The following is an 18,075-nucleotide window of genomic DNA, read 5'->3' on the forward strand; positions in this document are numbered from 1 at the left end:
GGACGACGATCCGTATTGAACCCACTATAACCGGAGCATGTTCCTTTTGACTAGTCCTGATGTCCGCCCGCTTCGTTCCGACGCCGTGCGCAACCGCGAGCAACTCCTTTTGGTTGCCACCCGGGTGCTCGCGACCGACGGCACCGAGACATCGATGCGGGCGATCGCGCGGGAAGCCGGAGTGGGGATTGGGACGCTCTACCGACACTTCCCCACCCGCGAGGCCCTGGTGGAGGCGGTGTACAGCGATCAGGTCGACCGACTCACCACCGGCGCCCAGGAGCTGCTCGCCCAGCACTCCCCCGCCATTGCTCTCCGCGCCTGGATGGACCTGTATGGCGAGTGGATCGCCGCTAAAAGCGGCATGCTCGACACTCTTCTTGCCATGGTCGAGTCCGGCGACCTGGGGCACGCCCAAACACGCGAAAAAATTCTCGAGGCGATATCGACCATCCTCCGAGCCGGAGCTACCCGGGGCGATCTCCGCTCCGATGTGACCGCCATCGAAGTCTCTGCGAGCCTCATCGGCATCTTCACCGTCAGCAAGCAAGCCGGCGGCGCACTCAGGACCGATCGACTTCTCGACATTCTTCTCGACGGTCTCCGCCCCACTCGATAGCTGAGTATCCAACTCACTGGCGTCTCGTCTCGTGCTTTGAGTGGAGCGATTCTTGTCGATTAAACGGAGCGTGCTCCGGCAATGTGTTACAGTCTGAACGGAACGCGCTCCGATTAGAGACGCGTGTTGTCTCGCCTCGACTGAAAGGGACCTTCTCCTCATGCCCATCACGGATCAATCCGTTTCCCCTGTCGATCCGGATCGGGTGGATCGCGCGGTGTGGGTCACCGCGTTCACGATCATTGTTGGCGCGATGGCGGTGGTGTTCGATTCCACGATCGTGAGTGTCGCGATCAACGATCTTTCTTCCCGGTTGCACGCACCGCTCAGCACCATCCAGTGGGTGAGCACGGGGTATCTGCTGGCGATGTTCATCACGATCCCGATCGCCGGCTGGGCGCAAACGGCTCTCGGCGGCAAACGGCTATGGCTGATCGCTCTCGCGACATTCCTCCTCGGCTCCGTGCTGTGCGCGGCGGCCTGGAACGCGGAGAGCCTCATCGCGTTCCGCGTCCTTCAGGGCCTTGGCGGCGGAATTATGTTGCCTTTGATGACCACCCTCATCATCCAGGCGGCAGGTGGCCGCAACATTGGACGAGTGATGGCCGCAATCACTCTCCCGACCGCTCTCGGCCCCATCATCGGGCCCGTCCTCGGCGGGGTGATCCTCGCCGCCGCCGACTGGCGTTGGCTCTTCCTTGTCAACATTCCTTTCTGCGTCATTGGAGGATGGCTGGCCATTCGCAACCTCGCCCCCTCAGCGCCCAGCCGGCGCACGCGCCTGGACATCATTGGGCTCCTCCTCATCTCCCCCGGCGTCATCGCCGTGGTCTACGGCCTCTCACAGGCCGCCGGTGCGGGCGGTTTCGGGACCGGAAAAGTGCTCACCCCGTTCATCGGGGGCCTGCTGCTGCTCACGGGTTTCGTCGGCTGGGCGTTGCGCCGCCGCGACAGGGCTCTCATCGACCTCCGACTGTTCGCGCACCGGCCCCTCGCGTCCGGCTCGGTGCTCGGCTTCCTCGCCGGAGCCACCCTGTTCGGTGCGATGTTCCTGCTCCCCCTCTACTGGGAAGCAGCCCGCGGACAAACCGCCCTCGGCGCGGGCCTGCTCCTCATCCCCCAAAGCATCGGAACGCTCCTCTCCCGGGGCCCTGCAGGTCGACTCACCGATAAATTTGGACCACGCTGGGTTGCCCTCATCGGCTTCGCAATCGTCACCCTCGCCACCATCCCCTTCGCTTTCGCCACCTCCGACACCAACTACGCCCTCCTCCTTGCTGCGTTACTTGTTCGAGGGTTCGGCATGGGAGCGGCAATCATTCCCCTGACCGGGGCATCCTTTATCGGCCTTGCCGGCCACGAAGTGCCCGGCGCCAGCATCATCACCAGGGTCATCCAACAAATCGGCGGATCCGTCGGCACCGCCGTAGCGGCGGTCGTCCTTCAAACCACCTCTACGCACGGTGCGTCCCACGGGTATGGCATCGCGTTCTGGTTCGCCATCGGCATCACCGCGGTCGCCACCCCCGTCTGCCTCGTCCTCCCCGGCAAAACAGCCGTCCGACGAGCAACGGACGAGGCAGCCCTAGCCACCCAAAGCGTCTGATAACCACGGTCGACTGACCACACAACTCGGTAACTGCACCCGAAGGACAACCTCAATGCAAAACAACACTCAGGCGAACATCGGCGTCGTCGGCCTCGCCGTCATGGGCTCGAACCTCGCCCGCAACCTCGCATCGCGCGAGGGCAACACGGTGGCGGTCTACAACCGATCGCCGGAGCGCACCGACGTGCTGATGAAGGAGCACGGCGACGCCGGGTTCATCGCGTCGAAGTCGATCGAGGAGTTCGCGGCTTCGCTGTCGAAGCCGCGCACCGCCATCATCATGGTCCAGGCCGGCAAGGGCACCGACGCGGTCATCGGGCAGCTGGCCGACCTGTTCGAGGAGGGCGACATCATCGTCGACGGCGGCAACGCCAACTTCCACGACACCATCCGCCGCGAGCACGAGCTGCGCGAGCAGGGCCTGAACTTCGTCGGCACAGGCATCTCCGGCGGCGAGGAGGGCGCGCTCAAGGGGCCGTCGATCATGCCCGGCGGCTCCGCCGAGGCGTGGGAGACGCTCGGCCCGATCCTGAAGTCCATCGCCGCGGTCGCCGAGGGCGAGCCCTGCGTGACCCACGTCGGCACCGACGGCGCCGGGCACTTCGTCAAGATGATCCACAACGGCATCGAGTACGCCGACATGCAGCTGATCGCCGAGTCGTACGACCTGCTCCGTCGCATCGGCGGACACGAGCCGGAGGCGATCGCGAAGGTGTTCCAGGAGTGGAACAAGGGCGAGCTGGAGTCGTACCTGATCGAGATCACGGCCGAGGTGCTGAACCAGAAAGACGAGAAGACCGGCAAGCCCCTGGTCGACATCATCGTCGACGAGGCCGGATCCAAGGGCACCGGCGTCTGGACCGTGCAGAACTCCGTCGGCCTCGGGGTCCCCGTCGGCGGCATCGCCGAGGCCGTCTTCGCCCGCGCGGTGTCGTCGAAGCCCGACCAGCGGAAGGCCGTCCGCGACACGGTGAAGGGCCGACCCGAGATCCAGGAGGCCGGCGACGGTTTCGAGGACGACGTCGAGAAGGCGCTCTACGCCTCGAAGATCGTCGCCTACGCCCAGGGCTTCGACGCCATCATCGCCGGCGCGAAGGAGTACGGCTGGGACATCGACAAGGGCGCGATCGCGAAGATCTGGCGCGGGGGCTGCATCATCCGCGCGCAGTTCCTGAACCGCATCGTCGACGCGTACGAGAAGGACGCCTCGATCGCGACCCTCCTCGAGGACGACTACTTCGCCAAGGCCATCGCCGACGGCGAGGACGCCTGGCGGCGCATCGTGGCGAAGGCGGCGCTGTCCGGGATCCCGGTTCCCGGCTTCTCGTCGGCTCTCGCCTACTACGACTCGCTCGCGTCCGAGCGGCTTCCCGCCTCGCTGATCCAGGGCCAGCGCGACTTCTTCGGCGCGCACACCTACAAGCGCACCGACAGCGACAAGGTGTTCCACACGCTGTGGAGCGGCGACCGCTCCGAGATCGAGACGGAGCCCTCGACGCACTGAGGCGGTCGAAACGCTGGTGCTCGGTGAGGGGCAGAGTGTCGCTGGCGACCACCGAGTCGATGAACTCGTTCGAGAGGATTTCGGGCGCAGGTTCGGAGAACACCGCGTAGGTGGCCGCGACCACCACGCCGATCGCACCGGCGGCCTTCACAGCCTCGGCCGCCTTGACGATGGTGCGGCCCGTGTCGATCAGGTCATCGACCAGCAAGCAGGCGCGGCCTGCTCGTTTTGCACTCCGGCCAAGACCGAAAATGCGAGATCGTTTACCTCATCCATGCCAGTTCTTTTACCACCTTGATGACTGTTGCGGCAATCTGACATAATCTGCGCATAGTTTCCAATTGACCACCGGTCAGCGGTTCGAACGGGAGTGTTTAGGAAGACCGCGGGAGCGACATTTAGTCAGGTATGAGCATTGACGCAAATTAGCACTGCCATGGGGCCCCTTGAGCCTGAACGTTTGGGCGTTACTCTCCCTCACGAGCACGTCTTCCTCACCGACAGCGAGATCCACGACAACTTTGACGTGGGTTGGGACGAGAAAGCAGCAGTGGCTCAGGCAGTCTCCAAATTGAACGAATTGAAAGTGTCTGGCATCGACACGATCGTCGATCTCACGGTTGTGGGCCTCGGCCGGAACGTTCAGCGTATCGAGCGCGTTGCGGCTCAATCGTCCGTAAATATCGTTGTCGCGACCGGTTATTACACCTTCCAAGATCTCTCTGGCTTGGTCGAGTTCCGCGATGTCGCTCGCCCCGCCGGGACGTCCATTCTCACGGAGTGGTTCATTGGCGACATCCGAGACGGGATCTTTGGAACATCCACTCGGGCTGGGATTCTGAAGTGTGCGACGGACAAGCCGGGTGTGACTGCCGGAGTGGAGAAGGTTCTGCGGTCTGTCGCGCAGGCACACCGGGAAACGGGTGTGCCGATCTCGACACACACCGACTCATCCACGCGCCGCGGCTTGGACCAGCAGCGCGTCTTTCGTGAGGAGGGCGTGGATCTCAGCCGCGTAGTCATCGGCCATTGCGGCGATACGACCGACATCGATTACTTGAAAGAACTCCTCGATGCAGGATCGTTCATCGGTCTGGACAGATTTGGTCAGGACTACATGGGTGCGTCGTTCGATCAGAGGATCGATACGGTCGTGACTCTTATCGATGCCGGGTACATCGATCGTCTGCTCTTGGCGCACGACGGAAACTTTGTGAACACGTTCATGGAACCGGACTGGAATGCCCGCGAGCAGCCGGATTGGGACCTGGAGTTTATCGGCAGGGGCGTTCTTCCCGCGCTGCGTCGTCGTGGCGTGTCTGAGGATCAGATTGATCAGATGATGGTCGAGAATCCGCGCCGAATGCTAACTCCCGGTGTCGCCTACTGAGTCGCTTGGGCCACGAGATAGGCACGAGCTGCCGTGAGGACGTCTGCGTACTCGTCCGTGATGATCGTCGCGCTGCTGAGGTCGAGGGATCGACACAGCGAGACCTGACCGAGCTTTGAGCCGTCGGCGAGGACGAAGGTTTCGCGGCTGTGCTCGTGGGCGAGCCGCTTTTTGTTGGCCTCGCGGATGTCGAACGTCGTCACGCCGGCATCCCGACTGATACCGTTCGCCCCGAGGAAGGCTTTGTCAAAGAAAAGGTCACCGAGCATGCGGTCGGTCATGGCTCCCACGATGGACCCGATCTCGTTCAGGTAGTCGCCACCCAGAACGGTGATCTGCACTTTCTTGTCGATGGGGAGGGCGAACACCTGGGTGTTCGAGGTGATGACGTGGACGCGGATGCCGCGGAGATGTTGGATCATGCTCGTGGCTGTCGTTCCGGAGTCGAGATAGACCGTGTCGCCGTCGTGGACCAGTTCCGCCGCGGCGCGGCCTATGGCCGCCTTCTCAGCTTTCTTGATCAGCGACTTGGCGAAGACGGGTAGTTCGACGGGGCGATCGTCTAATCGGACGGCGCCGCCCCGGAGGCTGACAAGTTGTCCTGCTTCTTCCATCGTCTTGATGTCACGTCGGACTGTGGATGGTGACGCTCCAGTGGCAGTGATGAGTTCATCGATGGAGACCGCGTCCCGGTCCCCGACGGTGTCAAGAATCAGACGGTGACGCGTATACGGCTTCATGCGGTATATCTTCGCGCATCGGCATACTCGACTGCGCCCCGACTCCCCGAACCGTGAGTGATGCCACGATTGTCGCTGCTGTGGCAGCTTGGACCGGGCTGCTGCCTTCGAGGACGGCTGTTGCAAAGGCTCCGACGAAAGAATCGCCGGCGCCCGTTGAGTCGACGGCCTTGGTCGGTCTGGACGGCACGAAGACTGTGTCGTCAGGAGTTGCGACGACACTTCCGTGGCGGCCCAGGGTCACGATCACTCCGGGACAATATCGGAGCAGTTCTCGAGCAGCTTGCATCATGAGTGTCTCGTTCGTGGGTTCCCCGAGAGCCCTCCCAAGGTAGAACGCTGCTTCATCCTCGTTTACTACGAACCAGGTGCACGAATTCGAGACCAACAAGGAGACCTCGCGCGCAGGCGCAGCGTTGTAGATGACCGGCACGTTGGTTTCATGAGCGAGGGTCACCGCTCGCGCATTTGCCTCAGCGGGTATCTCGTTTTGAATGATCACGAGTGCAGCCGACGAGATGCGCAGCCGCTGCGCGTCGACCCAGTTGGCATCGACTGCCCCGTTGGCACCCTCGAAAATGGTCGCGTAGACGTCTCCTGCACCGGTCACGTGCACGATTCCGGTGCCGGTCGATAGCTCAGAGTCGCGCAGGATCGCCGTGACGTTGTGGGCTTCGAGGTTCGCGCGGCTCTTTTGACCATTCTCGTCCGGCCCGACGGCACCGACGAATTCTACGTCTGCGCCTAGACGGGCCGCCTGAATTGCCTGATTCGCCCCCTTACCTCCGAAAGCTCCCTCCATCGAGGACGCAGGAAACGTCTCGCCGCGGCGGGGCAAGCGTTCCTGGGTAAGCAAGTAGTCGTAATTAATGCTGCCGATGACCAGGATGCTTGCCTCTGCCATTCGCGTCTCCACCTCACTGTGAGCACCAACCCTGAGTGCATTGGACGGCAAGCCTGCATGCCGCGTCCATGACTGTACGGCGAAATGACGAAAAGTGTCAAAAAAGGCTAGCCAGGGTCGCCGATTCGGCCCCAGACGCCTCGATACAATGAAAACCGATGAATAAGATTGACCGCGATTGTCATTGCGTGTACGGTCCTGACCATGAAGTTCGCCACCCGCCTCAACTCGTTCAACGGCACCGGAGACGCTGCCGCCGCACTTCGCCGCGTCGCGGCCATCGAAGGCATCGACTACGTCGACCTCAACTACCCCGAGCACTTCACGACAGTCGGCGTGGAGGCCATGAAGCCGCTCCTCGACGGGCTGGGACTCACTCTGAACAGTGTGGCCATGAGGTTCCGAAGGGACTTCGCGGCCGGTGAATACAGCAACGTCGACGAGAAAATCCGTCAGGAAGCCATCGATCTCACCAAGGCCGGCATCGATGCGGCCGTCGCCGGCGGCAGTGACCTCGTCACTGTCTGGCTCGGGTTCGATGGCTTCGACTACACGTTCCAGAAGGACTACGTTGCGGACGAGGCTCGCATCGTCGAGGCATTCCAGGAACTGGCTGACTACAACCCGGCCGTGCGACTCAGCATCGAGTACAAGCCTTACGAAGAGCGCGTTCATTCGATGATCGGCAGCCTCGGCGCAACGATCAACATCCTCAAGCTCATCGACCGAGACAACGTCGGAGCCACTCTCGACTTCGCCCACATGCTCATGGCCGGCGACCACCCCGCACTCGGCGCAGCCCAACTGCTCGCCCAGGGCAAGCTGTGGGGCGTCCACCTCAACGACGGAAACAACGCCCACGACGACGGGCTCATGATCGGCTCCATTCACCCGTTCGAGACGCTCGAGTTCATCTACTACCTGCTCAAATACGGTTACGACGCCCCGATCTACTTCGACACCTTTCCCATCCGCGAGGAAGCAGAAGCCGAAGCACGCGCCAACCTTGCCACCATCCAGCTGCTTATCGAAAAGGTCCAAGCAGTCGGTGTCGATCACATCACCGAGGTCATCCAGAAGGCCGACGGTGTCGCCGCGCAGAAGCTCCGCAACGAGCTCCTCGGCATCTCTGTGCTCAACCCCGTCGCCTAACGGTCGGCACACCGGCCCAGACGACATGTCTGGGCCGGCCCCGCGGGCCTCATCGGCCCGCTCAACGTAATGCCGCCGGGCCAGGGCCCGGCACAAAACACAACGAAGTGACGAAAGGACAGTTCCCGAACCCATGAACCGTGTTCTTAACCGTATCGGCCTGCCCAGCAACCTCGTCTGGGGTTACGTCGGCCTTGTCCTTTTCATGGTGGGCGACGGTGTCGAGCAGGGCTGGCTCTCTCCCTACCTCGCCTCCCGCGGCATCCCCGTGCCGCAAACTGCTCTTCTGATCACCGTCTACGGCATCACCGTCGCAATCGCAGCGTGGCTCTCCGGAGTCCTCGTGCAAACCATGGGTCCCCGCCGCGTGATGCTCGCCGGAACGGTCGCCTTCGTCATGGGAACAATCGGCTTTGTTGGGCTCGGAATCCCCCACTTGAACTGGCCCGTCATGCTCGTGTTCTACGCGATCCGAGGCATCGGCTACCCGCTGTTCGCATATTCCTTCCTGACATGGATCAATTACTCCGCACCCGTCCAGAGACGGGGCCTTGCGGCAGGCTGGTACTGGTTCGTCTTTTCCCTGGGTCTGAGTGTCATCGGCCCGTTCTACTCATCGTTCGCGATCCCCCTCATTGGCAACATCTCCGTGCTCTGGACTGGAGGGATCTTCGTCCTGGTCGGCTCCGTTCTGGGCGTCTTCGTGAACCGAGCAAAAGTCCCCACCTCCGAAATGCACCAGTTCAGCCTGCGCGAGGTATCGAAAGCGGTCACGTTGCTCCAACGACCGGTCATCTCCCTTGGCCTGGCCGTCAAGACCATCAACGGGCTGGCCCAATACGGGCTACCGGTCTTCATGCCGATCTACCTGGCAACGTTCGGGTTCTCGACCACGGAATGGCTGCAAATGTGGGGTCTGGTCTTCACGGTTGCCATCTTCGCCAATCTCTTCTTTGGATACGTCGGCGACAAAATCGGCTGGCGGCGCACGATCGCTGGCGTCGGCGGCATCGCATACGCGGCCGTCCTGATCGTGGTCTTCATCACGCCCCACGTTGTGGGCCACAACTTCCCGGTGATGACCACCATCCTGTGCCTGTGCGGCGTCACGATGGCGGGCTTCGTTCCCCTCTCAGCGTTGTTCCCACTCCTGGCACCCGACAACAAGGGTGCAGCGATGTCCATCCTGAACCTCGGTGCGGGCCTTTCCACCTTCGTGGCGCCGGCTCTGGCAGCGGTGTTCTTCGCCACCCTCGGCGCCGGCGGCGTCATCGGCATCTACGCCGCCCTCTACGTCGTCAGCGCCATTCTCACCCCATTCCTCAAAACCCCCGAAGAACAGCGGGCCGGTAGACCTACGAGCGAAACGGGCGCCGAATCAGTTGACGCCGACCTGGAGACGAGCACGCACCGCCCCTAACTTCTTGAACCTTCCCATCCCCGCGTCACGGCCAGAGCCACGACGCTGACACCCACAACACCCTTTTCACTTGGCACACCCTGTGCCCAAACCCATGAGGTGGAATCCGCAATGGCGCGATCTCGAACCGTATTTTCCCTTTCCCTGGTGCTGGCAATCGCCCTCATCGCCGTCGTCGGCGGTGTCGTCGGCGGCCGAGCCACCGTCGCGCACTCGGCATCGAGCGGCGGCGGCGGAGCCGCCGGAGCAGCATCCGGTGTAAAGGTCGACGTCATCATCCGCGCGACCAGCTCTGAGTACTGGCAAAGCATGATCGCAGGCTCCGAGGCGGCAGCCAAGGACTACGGCGTCAAAGTCAGCTCGTTCGGACCGACCGACGAGACCGACATCGCCGGCGAGGTGCAACTCATCGAGAACTCTGTCTCCCGCGGAGTCGACGCCATTCTCATCGCCCCCAGTTCCAGCGATGGCCTGAACGCCGCCATTAATGACGCCCGCAAGGCCGGCATCAAAGTGATTACGGCCGACACCACCGTCACCGCCACTACCGAAGGTCACATCGGCACCAACAACACTCTCGCCGGAACATCGGCGGGACAGCGCATGTGCGAACTCCTCACCAAGCAGGGGGTCAAAACCGGCCAGGTTCTCGTCGAATCGCCCATCGCCGGCATCGAAGCGAACACCCAGCGCGATACCGGTTTCCGCAACGGCCTTGCCGAGAAGTGCCCCAACATCGTCTCCAAGCTTCAGAGCTACAACAACAACGACATCAGCACCGCCGCCTCGCAGGTGAACGACGCCATCTCTGCACACTCCGACCTCGTCGGCGTGTTCGCCGACAACAACAGCTCCGGCGTCGGCGCAGCAACCGCCATCAAAGACAACAAGGCAGCCAACAAGATTCCCGTCGTTGCGTTCGACTCCGACCCGGCCGAAAATGCGGCCCTGAAGTCGGGTGAAATTGACGCACTCGTCCTGCAGAACCCCTGGTTCCTCGGCTACCAGGGCGTTGTCGAATCAGCCATGGCCGTCCAGGGTCGCATTCCCCCGGCCAGCCTTGACCCTGGCGTCGCTGTCGCTGACCGGGACAACATCAGCTCGCCGGAGATCAAAGCGCTCCTCAAGCCTCAGACGGCAAAGGCCAAGGGATGAGCATCCGGCAACCTGAAGGCCAAGCCGTCCTTCAGCTCACCGACGTCTCCAAGGCCTTCGGTGCCGTTCAAGCCCTCAATGGTGTGTCACTCAAGCTGGTGCCGGGGCAGGTGCACTGTCTCGCCGGCGAGAACGGCGCCGGGAAGTCCACCCTCATCAAAATCCTCACGGGCGCCGAGCACCGAGACACCGGAGAGTTCACCGTCGACGGAGAGAACCTCACGGTGGCGACTCCTGGCTCATTGCGGGCAGCCGGCGTGCAGGCCGTCTACCAAGAACTCAGCCTCCTGCCCCACCTTTCCGTCAGCGAAAACATGTTCATGGGGCGCCTCCCGGCACGCTCAGGCATCATCCGAGCCCACGAACTCAAGAGCCGCTGCCGCACCGTGCTCGATGACCTCGGCCTTGACGATGTCGACCCCGACGTCATCGTCGAACGACTCTCGGCAGCCACGAAACAGCTGGTAGAAGTGGCCAAGGTGACCACCGCCGAACAAGTCAAAGTGATCGTTTTCGATGAGCCGACCACCGCCCTCACGGAAGCCGAATCCGAACGCCTGTTGCAGCAGATCCAACGCTTCAAGGCAGACGGCATCGCCATCCTCTACGTCACGCACCGCCTAGAAGAGATGTTCACCATCGGCGACTGGGTCACCGTTCTACGAGACGGCGAAGTTTCTCAAAGCGGCCCCCTAAGCGATTACACCGAAGCGACCCTCATCAACGCGATGGTTGGCCGCGAAGTCTCCTCGCTCTACCCCGACGAGCCCCGGCAGATCAAAGACGCGCGCCTCAGCGTCCGGGGCCTTCGCCGTACCCCGGAAAGCCCCGCCGTGAACTTCGACGCCCAAGCCGGAGAGATCCTCGGGATCGGCGGACTCCTCGGCTCCGGTCGAAGCGAATTGCTCCTGAGCATCTTCGGCTCGGAACCCGTTGCCGACGGCACTATCAGTATCGACGGCAAAAACGTTCGTCCGGACGGGCCCCGCACCATGATGGATGCCGGCGTGGCCCTGCTGACCGAGGACCGGAAGGTGCTCGGGCTTCTTCCCGACCTCTCCGTGCGAGAAAACGTCACAATCGCCAGCCTCCGCAAGGGCTCACGGCGAGGCCTCCTACCCGGAAAATCGCAAGCCCGGGAAGCTGACGCTCTACTCGATAGCCTCCGCCTGCGAGCCGGGTCCTACGACCAACCGGTCTCAACACTGTCCGGAGGCAACCAGCAGAAAGTTCTGCTCGCCCGGTGGCTCCTGACCAAACCAAAAGTAATCATGTTCGACGAGCCCACCAAAGGCATCGACGTCGGCGCCAAGGGTGAACTTTACGACGTCATCAACGACCTCGCCCGCCAGGGCCTTGCCGTCATTGTTGTTTCGTCATACTTGCCCGAACTCCTCGGCCTTGCCGACCGGATACTCGTCCTTCGCGAAGAAGCAATTGCAGGCGAACTGCCCGGCGGCGCCACCGAGGAACAAGTGTTGCAACTTGCCAGCGGCGGGGCCGGCGCCACCTCTGAGCACTTCGAGAGCACTCCTCCCGTGCACCACAACCCAGACATTCGACAGAACATCGAGGACTAAACCCATGCCCAAGCTCCTCTGGCGCGAGCCCATCGAGACAACGACCATTCGCGTGGTGCGGACCGGCGACGAAGCCACGGCCGCCACCTCCCGCACCGCCATGAAACCGAAAGTCACCACCCTCGGCACCATCGCCGGCCGAGAAAGCGGCGTTCTCGTCGTCCTCCTCGTCGCATTCGGAGCGCTCACTCTGCTGAGCGACGACTTCCTCACCGCCAACAACCTCGCCAATCTCGCCCGACAGGTATCCATCTACGGCATCCTCGCCGTCGGCCAACTCCTCGTCATACTCACCGGCGGGATCGACCTCTCCGTCGGTTCGATCGTCGGCCTAGCAGGAGCTGTCACCGCACAACTCCTCGTCGCAGGAGTCCCCGTCGTTCCCGCCATTCTGATCGGCCTTCTCGTCGGAGCGGTCCTTGGAGTCTTTACGGGCTTTATCGTCACCCGATTTAGGCTCCCACCCTTCATCGCGACACTCGGCATGATGGGCATCGCCCGAGGAATCGTGCTGGTCATCACCGGCGCCAACACCATCCAGGGCCTGCCCAACGGGTTCCAAGACATCGCAAACGGCACCATCGTCGGAATTCCAAACCTGCTCATCATCTTCGTCGTCATCGCCGCCATCGCCACGTTCGTCCTTAAACGAACGGTCTTCGGTCGATATGTTTACGCCATCGGGTCCAATCCGGAAGCGGCACGCCTAGCCGGAGTCCCCGTACGCCTCGTCACAATCGCCGTCTACGCGATCGCCGGGCTCCTCGCCGCATTCGGTGGAATCCTTCTTACCTCGCGCCTCGGAGCCGGTGTACCCACAGCGGGAACAGGCTTCGAGCTCCAGGCGATCGCCGCATGCGTCATCGGCGGAGCAAGCCTCTCCGGGGCACGAGGAAGCGCCCTCGGAGCAGCCTGCGGCGCCCTACTCATCGGCGTCCTCAATAACGGCGGCAACCTCCTCGCCGTCAACTCCTTCTACCTGCAGATCGCAATCGGCGCGCTCATCCTCGTTGCTGTCGCCTTTGACATGCTGAACAACCGCGCAGGGGCTCGAGACTAGGAACTCGGACGGGTCCGAAGCCCACGGCTCGGCTCGGACCTGACCCGCTCTCGCCGATCACACCTAACCTCAGGAGGAAAACTGCATGCTAAAGGGCATCGATACTGCACTGACGGCTGAATTGCTGGGCGTTCTCATGTCGATGGGCCACGGAGACGACATACTCCTCTGCGACGTCAACCACCCAGCCGCATCCATCGCCGCATCAACCATCCACCGCAAAGTTGTCGATTTGGCCGGATGCGACGTTCCCCGTGCCGCCGAAGCAATCCTCTCGGTGCTCCCCCTCGACACCTTCGTCGATGCCCCGGTCAAGTCCATGGCCGTCGTAGACGACCCACAACGAGTTATGCCTGTCCACCGGCGCTTTCAGTCCGTGCTCGATAAGGCCACCGGCAGGCATGTCACCGTCGAGGCCTTGGAGCGGTTCCAGTTCTACGAAGCCGGTCGACGCGCCTTCGCCGTCGTACGCACCTCAGACCCCGGACCGTACGGCTGCTTCATCCTTCGAAAAGGCGTTGTGGAGGCTTAGGAACCGGCTCTCGTTCTGTGATCGCCAGGCGTGACGCCGCAGTGCTCTGACTTTCTGGCTGCCGCATCTAAGGCCTGGTTACCCGAGCAAGCCGCGCCAGGGCTCGTCGGCTCTCATTACTTTGCTCAACATATAAGAATCAACGCAACCATTCACCAATCAGCTCTGTGTGTGCGCAAAAGATCCAGAGCAGTTTCGTGGCTTTGACGACGCGGGCGGCCATGGCGGTCTCGGCGATCTTGCCCCAGGCACGCGGGTTATAGATCTTCTTATTGCCGACTTCGCCGTCGACCTTAAGGAACCCGTCGTAGTTCTCCAGCACGGTGTCGGCGATCGAGCGGGAGAAGACGTACTGGGTGTCGGTGTCGATGTCGATGTTCACGCCGCCATTCGAGACAACCTCCACGATCCCTGCTGAAGACGAACCCGAGCCACCGTGGAACACGAGCCCGAGGGCTTGGCCGCGGTATCGAACTTCTCGGCGATGCCGGCCTGGATCTTACCGAGGAGCGCGGGGCGGAGCTTGACGCCACCCGGCTAGCTCAGTAGGGCGCGAGAAGGCTAATGACGTGCCCCTCGGGAACGGCGATTCGAGCCTTATCAACGGCCTCTCCGGGTGTTAGGGCCTCGATGGGAACCACGCTCGCCTGAGCCCGGGCGTCGCCCTTGGGGCGGTGCCTCATGTACCAGGTCATGGCCGGGGCGCTACGCCCGCGGTGTTCGTGCGTCGCGATGACGCCCTGGCACAAGCCAACAGCGCACCGCCGGCCTTGTCTCGAAACCCTTACCTGCTGCGGGGTCATCACTTGAAATGCGCACCTGCGCTGGGTGCCCGTTGGCATGGATGGGTGGAACTGGTTGGCGGAAGAAGCCAGCAGGCTATTCCCCACACAGCGCACGTGAATCCGGTCTCGAGTTGCCGCTTGGGAACTGATGAGGTGGACACGGCCCTGGAAAGAGCAGACCGACTCCGTGCCGAAGACCGGCCGCAGCTAAGCAATGTCCGTCGGATCCGTGATGCCGTACAGACTGTGTGGTGCTGGGGGTTCAAGGGGTGGCGGGATCATCCACGGTTAGAAAGTCGCCGCCGCTCTGTCGATCCTCATTTGCGTCACGGATGTTCTCGCGGTAATTAAGCACGGCTTCTCCGTGTTCTCTGGCCCAGTGGGTGAGCATCCGGATGGGTTCGTCGAGGGTGTGGCCGAGCGGGGTGAGCTCGTATTCGACGCGCGGAGGTGCTTCGGCGTAGACGTGGCGTTCGATGAGTCCGTTGGCTTGGAGCCGCCGGAGTGTCTGCGTGAGGACTTTGCGTGAGATGCCGCCGATCAGCTCGACGAGGGCGCCGTGGCGCTTGGGGCCGTCCTGGAGTGCGAACAGCGTCACGGCGGCCCACTTGTCGGACAGGATCTCGATCGCTGCCCGCGCGGGGCAGTCGGCGAGGAAGACCGTTCCGGCGATGAGAGTCACCCCTGAAAGGTACCAGAAGGTACCTATCGGTTCCGTAGCGTTCCTGGCATGCAGCTCGGAGTCTTCTCCCTCACCGACATGACCGGCGACGTCACACCCGGACAGCGTGTCCGCGACATCGTCGACTTCGGCGTCCACGCGGACGAGCTCGGCCTGGACGTGTTCGGCGTGGGCGAGCATCACACGCCTCGATTCGCGGTGTCGTCACCGGCCATCGTGTTGGCGGCGATCGCGGCGCGGACGTCGACGGTGACATTGACCAGCGCGGTGTCGGTGCTGAGCGTCCTGGATCCGGTGCGGCTGTACCAGGACTTCGCGCAGCTCGACCTCGTCGCCGGCGGACGCGCGGAGGTCACGGTCGGCCGCAGCGCCTACCGAGAGCCGTTCGAGATCTTCGGCATCCCCTTGGACAATTACGACGACGTGTTCCAGGAGAAGCTCGGTCTCCTGCTACGGCTACGAGCAGCTCAGGAGGGGGTGACGTGGACGGGCCGATATCGGTCCCCGCTGGATGACGCTCTCATCATCCCGCGTCTCGAGCGGCCGCTGCCGATCAGGGTCGGGGTGGGCGGGACCCCGGAGAGCGCCGTACGCGCCGGGGCGCTGGGACTGCCGATGACGCTTGCTCTACTCGGAGGGGACCCTGCTCGGATGCGGCCGATCGTCGACCGCTACCGAGCCGCCGCGGCCTCGAACGACATCGACTCGGCGCAACTCGGTGTCGCCGGTGTCAGCCACTTCTTCGTCGGATCCACCTCGCAGGAGGCGCGGGAGACGTTCTATCCCGCCTATCGAACCTATTTCCGTCACGGGCGGGGCGTGCATCTGGACCGTGCCACCTTCAACGAGATGGCCGCCCCGCACGGCCCCCTCGTCGTGGGCAGCCCGCAAGAGGTCACCGACAAGATCCTCCGCCAACACGAGCTCCTCACACTCGACCGGTTCATCGGGCAGGTCGACCTCGGCGGACTGCCCCGAGAGCACGCGCTCGCCTCCCTCGACCGCTTCGCCAGTGACGTCGCCCCGGCCTTCCGCCAGGCGTCGCAGCGCTAACCCACCCCATTTCACCTCACACCCCTTTGGAGCTGTCCATGCAGATCGCCGCTGTCATCCTGTCCCTCGTCCTCGCTCTCGCGATGCTCGCCTCCGGCGTCATGAAACTCATCAGAGCGCCCCGCATCGTCGCCATGATGGAACCGCTCGGCGTGCCCGCCGCCCGTCTCCCCCTCCTCGGATCCCTGCAGATCGCCGGCACCGTCGGCCTCATCATCGGAATCTGGTTCCCGCCCCTCGGAATCGCCGCCGTCATCGGCCTCGTGCTTTATTTCGCCGGCGCCATCATCGCCCACCGTCGCGCCCACGACCGCGCCATGCAGGGCGCGGTCCTGTTCCTCGTGCTCTCGGCCGCGACCCTGACCGTCCTCCTGGCCGCGAACTGACAAGCACCATTTCGGTCGACGCATCGCGTGCAACGGAATACTGGCAGGCGATGCCGATACGGCTGGAGAGGATCGAGGATGCGCAGAGCAAGCATCGACAAGGTCACTGACGAGGAACTCGCCGACCTGAACACACGTCTGCGGGGCTTCCGCGCCGTTCCGGTGCCGGACCTCGGCCCCGGCGTCGACCCCGAGCTGCTCGCGGGGGTGCTTCAGTACTGGGGCGACGAGTTCGACTGGCGAAGCCACGAACAGCGCATCCACGGCTGGGACTGGTGGGAAACGGAACACACCCCAATCCCCATTCGAGCGGTCATCAGGCCCGCAAATCGTACTGACGCGCCCGTGGTCGTACTACTACACGGATGGCCGGACTCGGTCCTCCGCTTCGAACGGCTCCTCCCCTTGCTGGAAGACGTCACCGTGGTCCTCCCCGCACTCCCCGGATTCCCCTTCGCAGCACCCGTCCCTTCTGGTGGCTTGTCGTCGATCGAAATGGGTGACGCCGTGGCGGCGGCGATGGCCGAGTTCGGCTACAACGACTACGTCATCTCCGCCGGCGATGTGGGGTGCGACGTCGCAGAAGCGATCGCCGCCCGGCACGGTCAGGCGGTCCGTGCTCTACATCTGACGGACCTGTCCCAGTATCACTTCCTGGCCGACCTGCCCGAGGACCTCGACGACGTCGAGCGTGCATACCTAGCGCGCGGGCACGCGTGGCAACGCGCATCCGGCGGGTACATGCACGAGCAGTCCACCCGACCGGGAACCCTTGCGGTCGGGCTCGGCGATTCCCCGGCAGGCCTTGCCGCGTGGATCCTCGAAAAGCTGGCCGACTGGACCGACGGCGATGACATCTCCGAAACGTTCACCCTCGATGAGGCCACCACCTGGATTGCTGCGTACTGGTTGTGCCGAGCGATCGGAACATCCTTCGCCCCCTACGCGACCGCGGCCAAGAAAGACTGGCCGAAGATCGGCATCCCGACCGTGATGACCGTGTTCCCGGCCGACCTCGTAAACGCACCACGACAGTTCGTCGAACGATTCTTCAGCATCGCCGACTGGCTCGAGTTCCCCCACGGTGGACACTTCGCCGCCTGGGAACAACCGTCACAGTACGTACAGGGCATCCGGCGTGCACTCGAACTACCGGTGGGAGCCATTCGCGAGAGGAATACGGTTTGAGACTCGAGGATCCGCTGACCGAGCCCGGAGCGATCATGATCGTGCAGCGCGGCGTCGGATCATCGATCGGACGGCCGCGCTGATCACAGAATCTCAGATGGCCATCGACCTTCTCGTTCGAGGTCTCGCGACGCCCCCGCCCTAGGCGGTCGGGGCCAGAGCGTTATGGAGCGTGAGGTCAGCCGGTTTCCCAAGGATCTCTGGGCAGTTGACCTGCGGCGTTCAGGTGAAAAATGCCGCGAATAAACGGCCGATATTTTCGGTTATGTCAAGTAAAAGATTTTAGCGGCCGGAGCAGCTCCCGCTTGACATAAGT

17 protein-coding genes and 3 pseudogenes are annotated in these 18,075 nt (G+C 63.0%); 13 read left to right on the top strand and 7 right to left on the bottom strand.

The window, feature by feature from the left end; genetic code table 11:
• Nucleotides 1-37 precede the first annotated feature (37 nt).
• From ITJ49_RS15295 to gndA, 3 genes are all read left to right on the top strand, one after another.
• Complete coding sequence (locus tag ITJ49_RS15295; protein ID WP_194606443.1) at nucleotides 38-619, top strand: TetR/AcrR family transcriptional regulator; 582 nt, start codon at nucleotides 38-40, stop codon at nucleotides 617-619.
• Nucleotides 620-836: 217 nt separating this feature from the next.
• Nucleotides 837-2,225 carry an MDR family MFS transporter gene (locus ITJ49_RS15300; RefSeq protein ID WP_370544554.1) on the top strand — a complete coding sequence of 463 codons (1,389 nt, stop codon included), beginning with the start codon at nucleotides 837-839 and terminating at the stop codon, nucleotides 2,223-2,225.
• Nucleotides 2,226-2,280: 55 nt separating this feature from the next.
• Nucleotides 2,281-3,732 carry an NADP-dependent phosphogluconate dehydrogenase gene (gene gndA / locus ITJ49_RS15305; protein WP_194606445.1) on the top strand — a complete coding sequence of 484 codons (1,452 nt, stop codon included), beginning with the start codon at nucleotides 2,281-2,283 and terminating at the stop codon, nucleotides 3,730-3,732.
• On the opposite strand, the pseudogene ITJ49_RS15310 reads toward gndA, so the two are convergent.
• Nucleotides 3,728-3,955, bottom strand: a pseudogene (locus ITJ49_RS15310) (phosphoribosyltransferase family protein); the annotation flags it as partial. The gene gndA and the pseudogene ITJ49_RS15310 sit on opposite strands and share 5 nt — an antisense overlap.
• A 237-nt stretch (nucleotides 3,956-4,192) precedes the next feature.
• Between ITJ49_RS15310 and ITJ49_RS15315 the strand changes: the two are divergent.
• Nucleotides 4,193-5,122, top strand: a complete 930-nt coding sequence (locus ITJ49_RS15315; protein ID WP_255521782.1) for a phosphotriesterase — start codon at nucleotides 4,193-4,195, stop codon at nucleotides 5,120-5,122.
• Here the strand turns inward: ITJ49_RS15315 and ITJ49_RS15320 are convergent.
• The 3 genes and pseudogenes from ITJ49_RS15320 to ITJ49_RS15325 form a co-directional block, all read right to left on the bottom strand.
• A complete protein-coding gene (locus ITJ49_RS15320; RefSeq protein WP_255521783.1) occupies nucleotides 5,116-5,736 on the bottom strand; it encodes a DeoR/GlpR family DNA-binding transcription regulator in 621 nt (206 codons plus the stop codon). The two genes, ITJ49_RS15315 and ITJ49_RS15320, sit on opposite strands and share 7 nt — an antisense overlap.
• 6 nt (nucleotides 5,737-5,742) lie before the next feature.
• A pseudogene (locus tag ITJ49_RS18285) lies at nucleotides 5,743-5,862 on the bottom strand (DeoR family transcriptional regulator); the annotation flags it as partial.
• A complete protein-coding gene (locus ITJ49_RS15325; RefSeq protein WP_194606448.1) occupies nucleotides 5,828-6,766 on the bottom strand; it encodes a ribokinase in 939 nt (312 codons plus the stop codon). The pseudogene ITJ49_RS18285 and the gene ITJ49_RS15325, both read right to left, overlap by 35 nt.
• 204 nt (nucleotides 6,767-6,970) lie before the next feature.
• Between ITJ49_RS15325 and ITJ49_RS15330 the strand changes: the two genes are divergently transcribed.
• The 6 genes from ITJ49_RS15330 to ITJ49_RS15355 all read left to right on the top strand — a co-directional run bounded on the left by ITJ49_RS15330 (nucleotide 6,971) and on the right by ITJ49_RS15355 (nucleotide 13,665).
• Complete coding sequence (locus ITJ49_RS15330) at nucleotides 6,971-7,918, top strand: sugar phosphate isomerase/epimerase (protein WP_194606449.1); 948 nt, start codon at nucleotides 6,971-6,973, stop codon at nucleotides 7,916-7,918.
• Nucleotides 7,919-8,051: 133 nt separating this feature from the next.
• Nucleotides 8,052-9,338 (top strand): MFS transporter, encoded by a 1,287-nt coding sequence (locus tag ITJ49_RS15335; RefSeq protein ID WP_194606450.1) that lies wholly within the window; start codon nucleotides 8,052-8,054, stop codon nucleotides 9,336-9,338.
• Between the two features lie 147 nt (nucleotides 9,339-9,485).
• Nucleotides 9,486-10,493 (top strand): ABC transporter substrate-binding protein, encoded by a 1,008-nt coding sequence (locus ITJ49_RS15340; protein ID WP_370544555.1) that lies wholly within the window; start codon nucleotides 9,486-9,488, stop codon nucleotides 10,491-10,493.
• Entirely contained in the window at nucleotides 10,490-12,073 is a 1,584-nt protein-coding gene (locus ITJ49_RS15345; protein ID WP_194606452.1) for a sugar ABC transporter ATP-binding protein, read from the top strand. Before ITJ49_RS15340 ends, ITJ49_RS15345 begins: the two co-directional genes overlap by 4 nt.
• 4 nt (nucleotides 12,074-12,077) lie before the next feature.
• Nucleotides 12,078-13,133 carry an ABC transporter permease gene (locus tag ITJ49_RS15350; protein WP_194606453.1) on the top strand — a complete coding sequence of 352 codons (1,056 nt, stop codon included), beginning with the start codon at nucleotides 12,078-12,080 and terminating at the stop codon, nucleotides 13,131-13,133.
• An 85-nt stretch (nucleotides 13,134-13,218) separates the two neighbouring features.
• Nucleotides 13,219-13,665 (top strand): RbsD/FucU family protein, encoded by a 447-nt coding sequence (locus ITJ49_RS15355; RefSeq protein WP_194606454.1) that lies wholly within the window; start codon nucleotides 13,219-13,221, stop codon nucleotides 13,663-13,665.
• 139 nt (nucleotides 13,666-13,804) lie between these two features.
• On the opposite strand, the pseudogene ITJ49_RS15360 reads toward ITJ49_RS15355, so the two are convergent.
• The 3 genes and pseudogenes from ITJ49_RS15360 to ITJ49_RS15370 all read right to left on the bottom strand — a co-directional run.
• A pseudogene (locus ITJ49_RS15360) lies at nucleotides 13,805-14,202 on the bottom strand (class II fructose-bisphosphate aldolase); the annotation flags it as partial.
• Between the two features lie 5 nt (nucleotides 14,203-14,207).
• A complete protein-coding gene (locus ITJ49_RS15365) occupies nucleotides 14,208-14,360 on the bottom strand; it encodes a hypothetical protein (RefSeq protein ID WP_194606455.1) in 153 nt (50 codons plus the stop codon).
• Nucleotides 14,361-14,712: 352 nt separating this feature from the next.
• Nucleotides 14,713-15,132 (bottom strand): helix-turn-helix domain-containing protein, encoded by a 420-nt coding sequence (locus tag ITJ49_RS15370; protein ID WP_194606456.1) that lies wholly within the window; start codon nucleotides 15,130-15,132, stop codon nucleotides 14,713-14,715.
• 48 nt (nucleotides 15,133-15,180) lie between these two features.
• On the opposite strand from ITJ49_RS15370, the gene ITJ49_RS15375 reads away from it, so the two are divergent.
• From ITJ49_RS15375 to ITJ49_RS15385, 3 genes are all read left to right on the top strand, one after another.
• Complete coding sequence (locus ITJ49_RS15375) at nucleotides 15,181-16,185, top strand: LLM class flavin-dependent oxidoreductase (RefSeq protein ID WP_194606457.1); 1,005 nt, start codon at nucleotides 15,181-15,183, stop codon at nucleotides 16,183-16,185.
• 38 nt (nucleotides 16,186-16,223) lie between these two features.
• Nucleotides 16,224-16,571 carry a DoxX family protein gene (locus ITJ49_RS15380; RefSeq protein WP_194606458.1) on the top strand — a complete coding sequence of 116 codons (348 nt, stop codon included), beginning with the start codon at nucleotides 16,224-16,226 and terminating at the stop codon, nucleotides 16,569-16,571.
• 78 nt (nucleotides 16,572-16,649) lie between these two features.
• Nucleotides 16,650-17,759 carry an epoxide hydrolase family protein gene (locus ITJ49_RS15385; RefSeq protein ID WP_194606459.1) on the top strand — a complete coding sequence of 370 codons (1,110 nt, stop codon included), beginning with the start codon at nucleotides 16,650-16,652 and terminating at the stop codon, nucleotides 17,757-17,759.
• The last annotated feature ends 316 nt before the right edge of the window (nucleotides 17,760-18,075 follow it).

Source organism: Frondihabitans sp. VKM Ac-2883 (genome assembly GCF_015350875.1).
GTDB lineage: Bacteria > Actinomycetota > Actinomycetes > Actinomycetales > Microbacteriaceae > Frondihabitans.

What these genes read in the sequence shown, in the direction of transcription:
- ITJ49_RS15295 (WP_194606443.1), top strand. Translation starts at nt 38, where the DNA reads ATGTTCCTTTTGACTAGTCCTGATGTCCGCCCGCTTCGTTCCGACGCC.
- gndA (WP_194606445.1), top strand. Translation starts at nt 2,281, where the DNA reads ATGCAAAACAACACTCAGGCGAACATCGGCGTCGTCGGCCTCGCCGTC.
- ITJ49_RS15320 (WP_255521783.1), bottom strand. Translation starts at nt 5,736, where the DNA reads ATGGAAGAAGCAGGACAACTTGTCAGCCTCCGGGGCGGCGCCGTCCGA.
- ITJ49_RS15325 (WP_194606448.1), bottom strand. Translation starts at nt 6,766, where the DNA reads ATGGCAGAGGCAAGCATCCTGGTCATCGGCAGCATTAATTACGACTAC.
- ITJ49_RS15330 (WP_194606449.1), top strand. Translation starts at nt 6,971, where the DNA reads ATGAAGTTCGCCACCCGCCTCAACTCGTTCAACGGCACCGGAGACGCT.
- ITJ49_RS15335 (WP_194606450.1), top strand. Translation starts at nt 8,052, where the DNA reads ATGAACCGTGTTCTTAACCGTATCGGCCTGCCCAGCAACCTCGTCTGG.
- ITJ49_RS15345 (WP_194606452.1), top strand. Translation starts at nt 10,490, where the DNA reads ATGAGCATCCGGCAACCTGAAGGCCAAGCCGTCCTTCAGCTCACCGAC.
- ITJ49_RS15350 (WP_194606453.1), top strand. Translation starts at nt 12,078, where the DNA reads ATGCCCAAGCTCCTCTGGCGCGAGCCCATCGAGACAACGACCATTCGC.
- ITJ49_RS15355 (WP_194606454.1), top strand. Translation starts at nt 13,219, where the DNA reads ATGCTAAAGGGCATCGATACTGCACTGACGGCTGAATTGCTGGGCGTT.
- ITJ49_RS15365 (WP_194606455.1), bottom strand. Translation starts at nt 14,360, where the DNA reads ATGACCTGGTACATGAGGCACCGCCCCAAGGGCGACGCCCGGGCTCAG.
- ITJ49_RS15375 (WP_194606457.1), top strand. Translation starts at nt 15,181, where the DNA reads ATGCAGCTCGGAGTCTTCTCCCTCACCGACATGACCGGCGACGTCACA.
- ITJ49_RS15380 (WP_194606458.1), top strand. Translation starts at nt 16,224, where the DNA reads ATGCAGATCGCCGCTGTCATCCTGTCCCTCGTCCTCGCTCTCGCGATG.
- ITJ49_RS15385 (WP_194606459.1), top strand. Translation starts at nt 16,650, where the DNA reads ATGCGCAGAGCAAGCATCGACAAGGTCACTGACGAGGAACTCGCCGAC.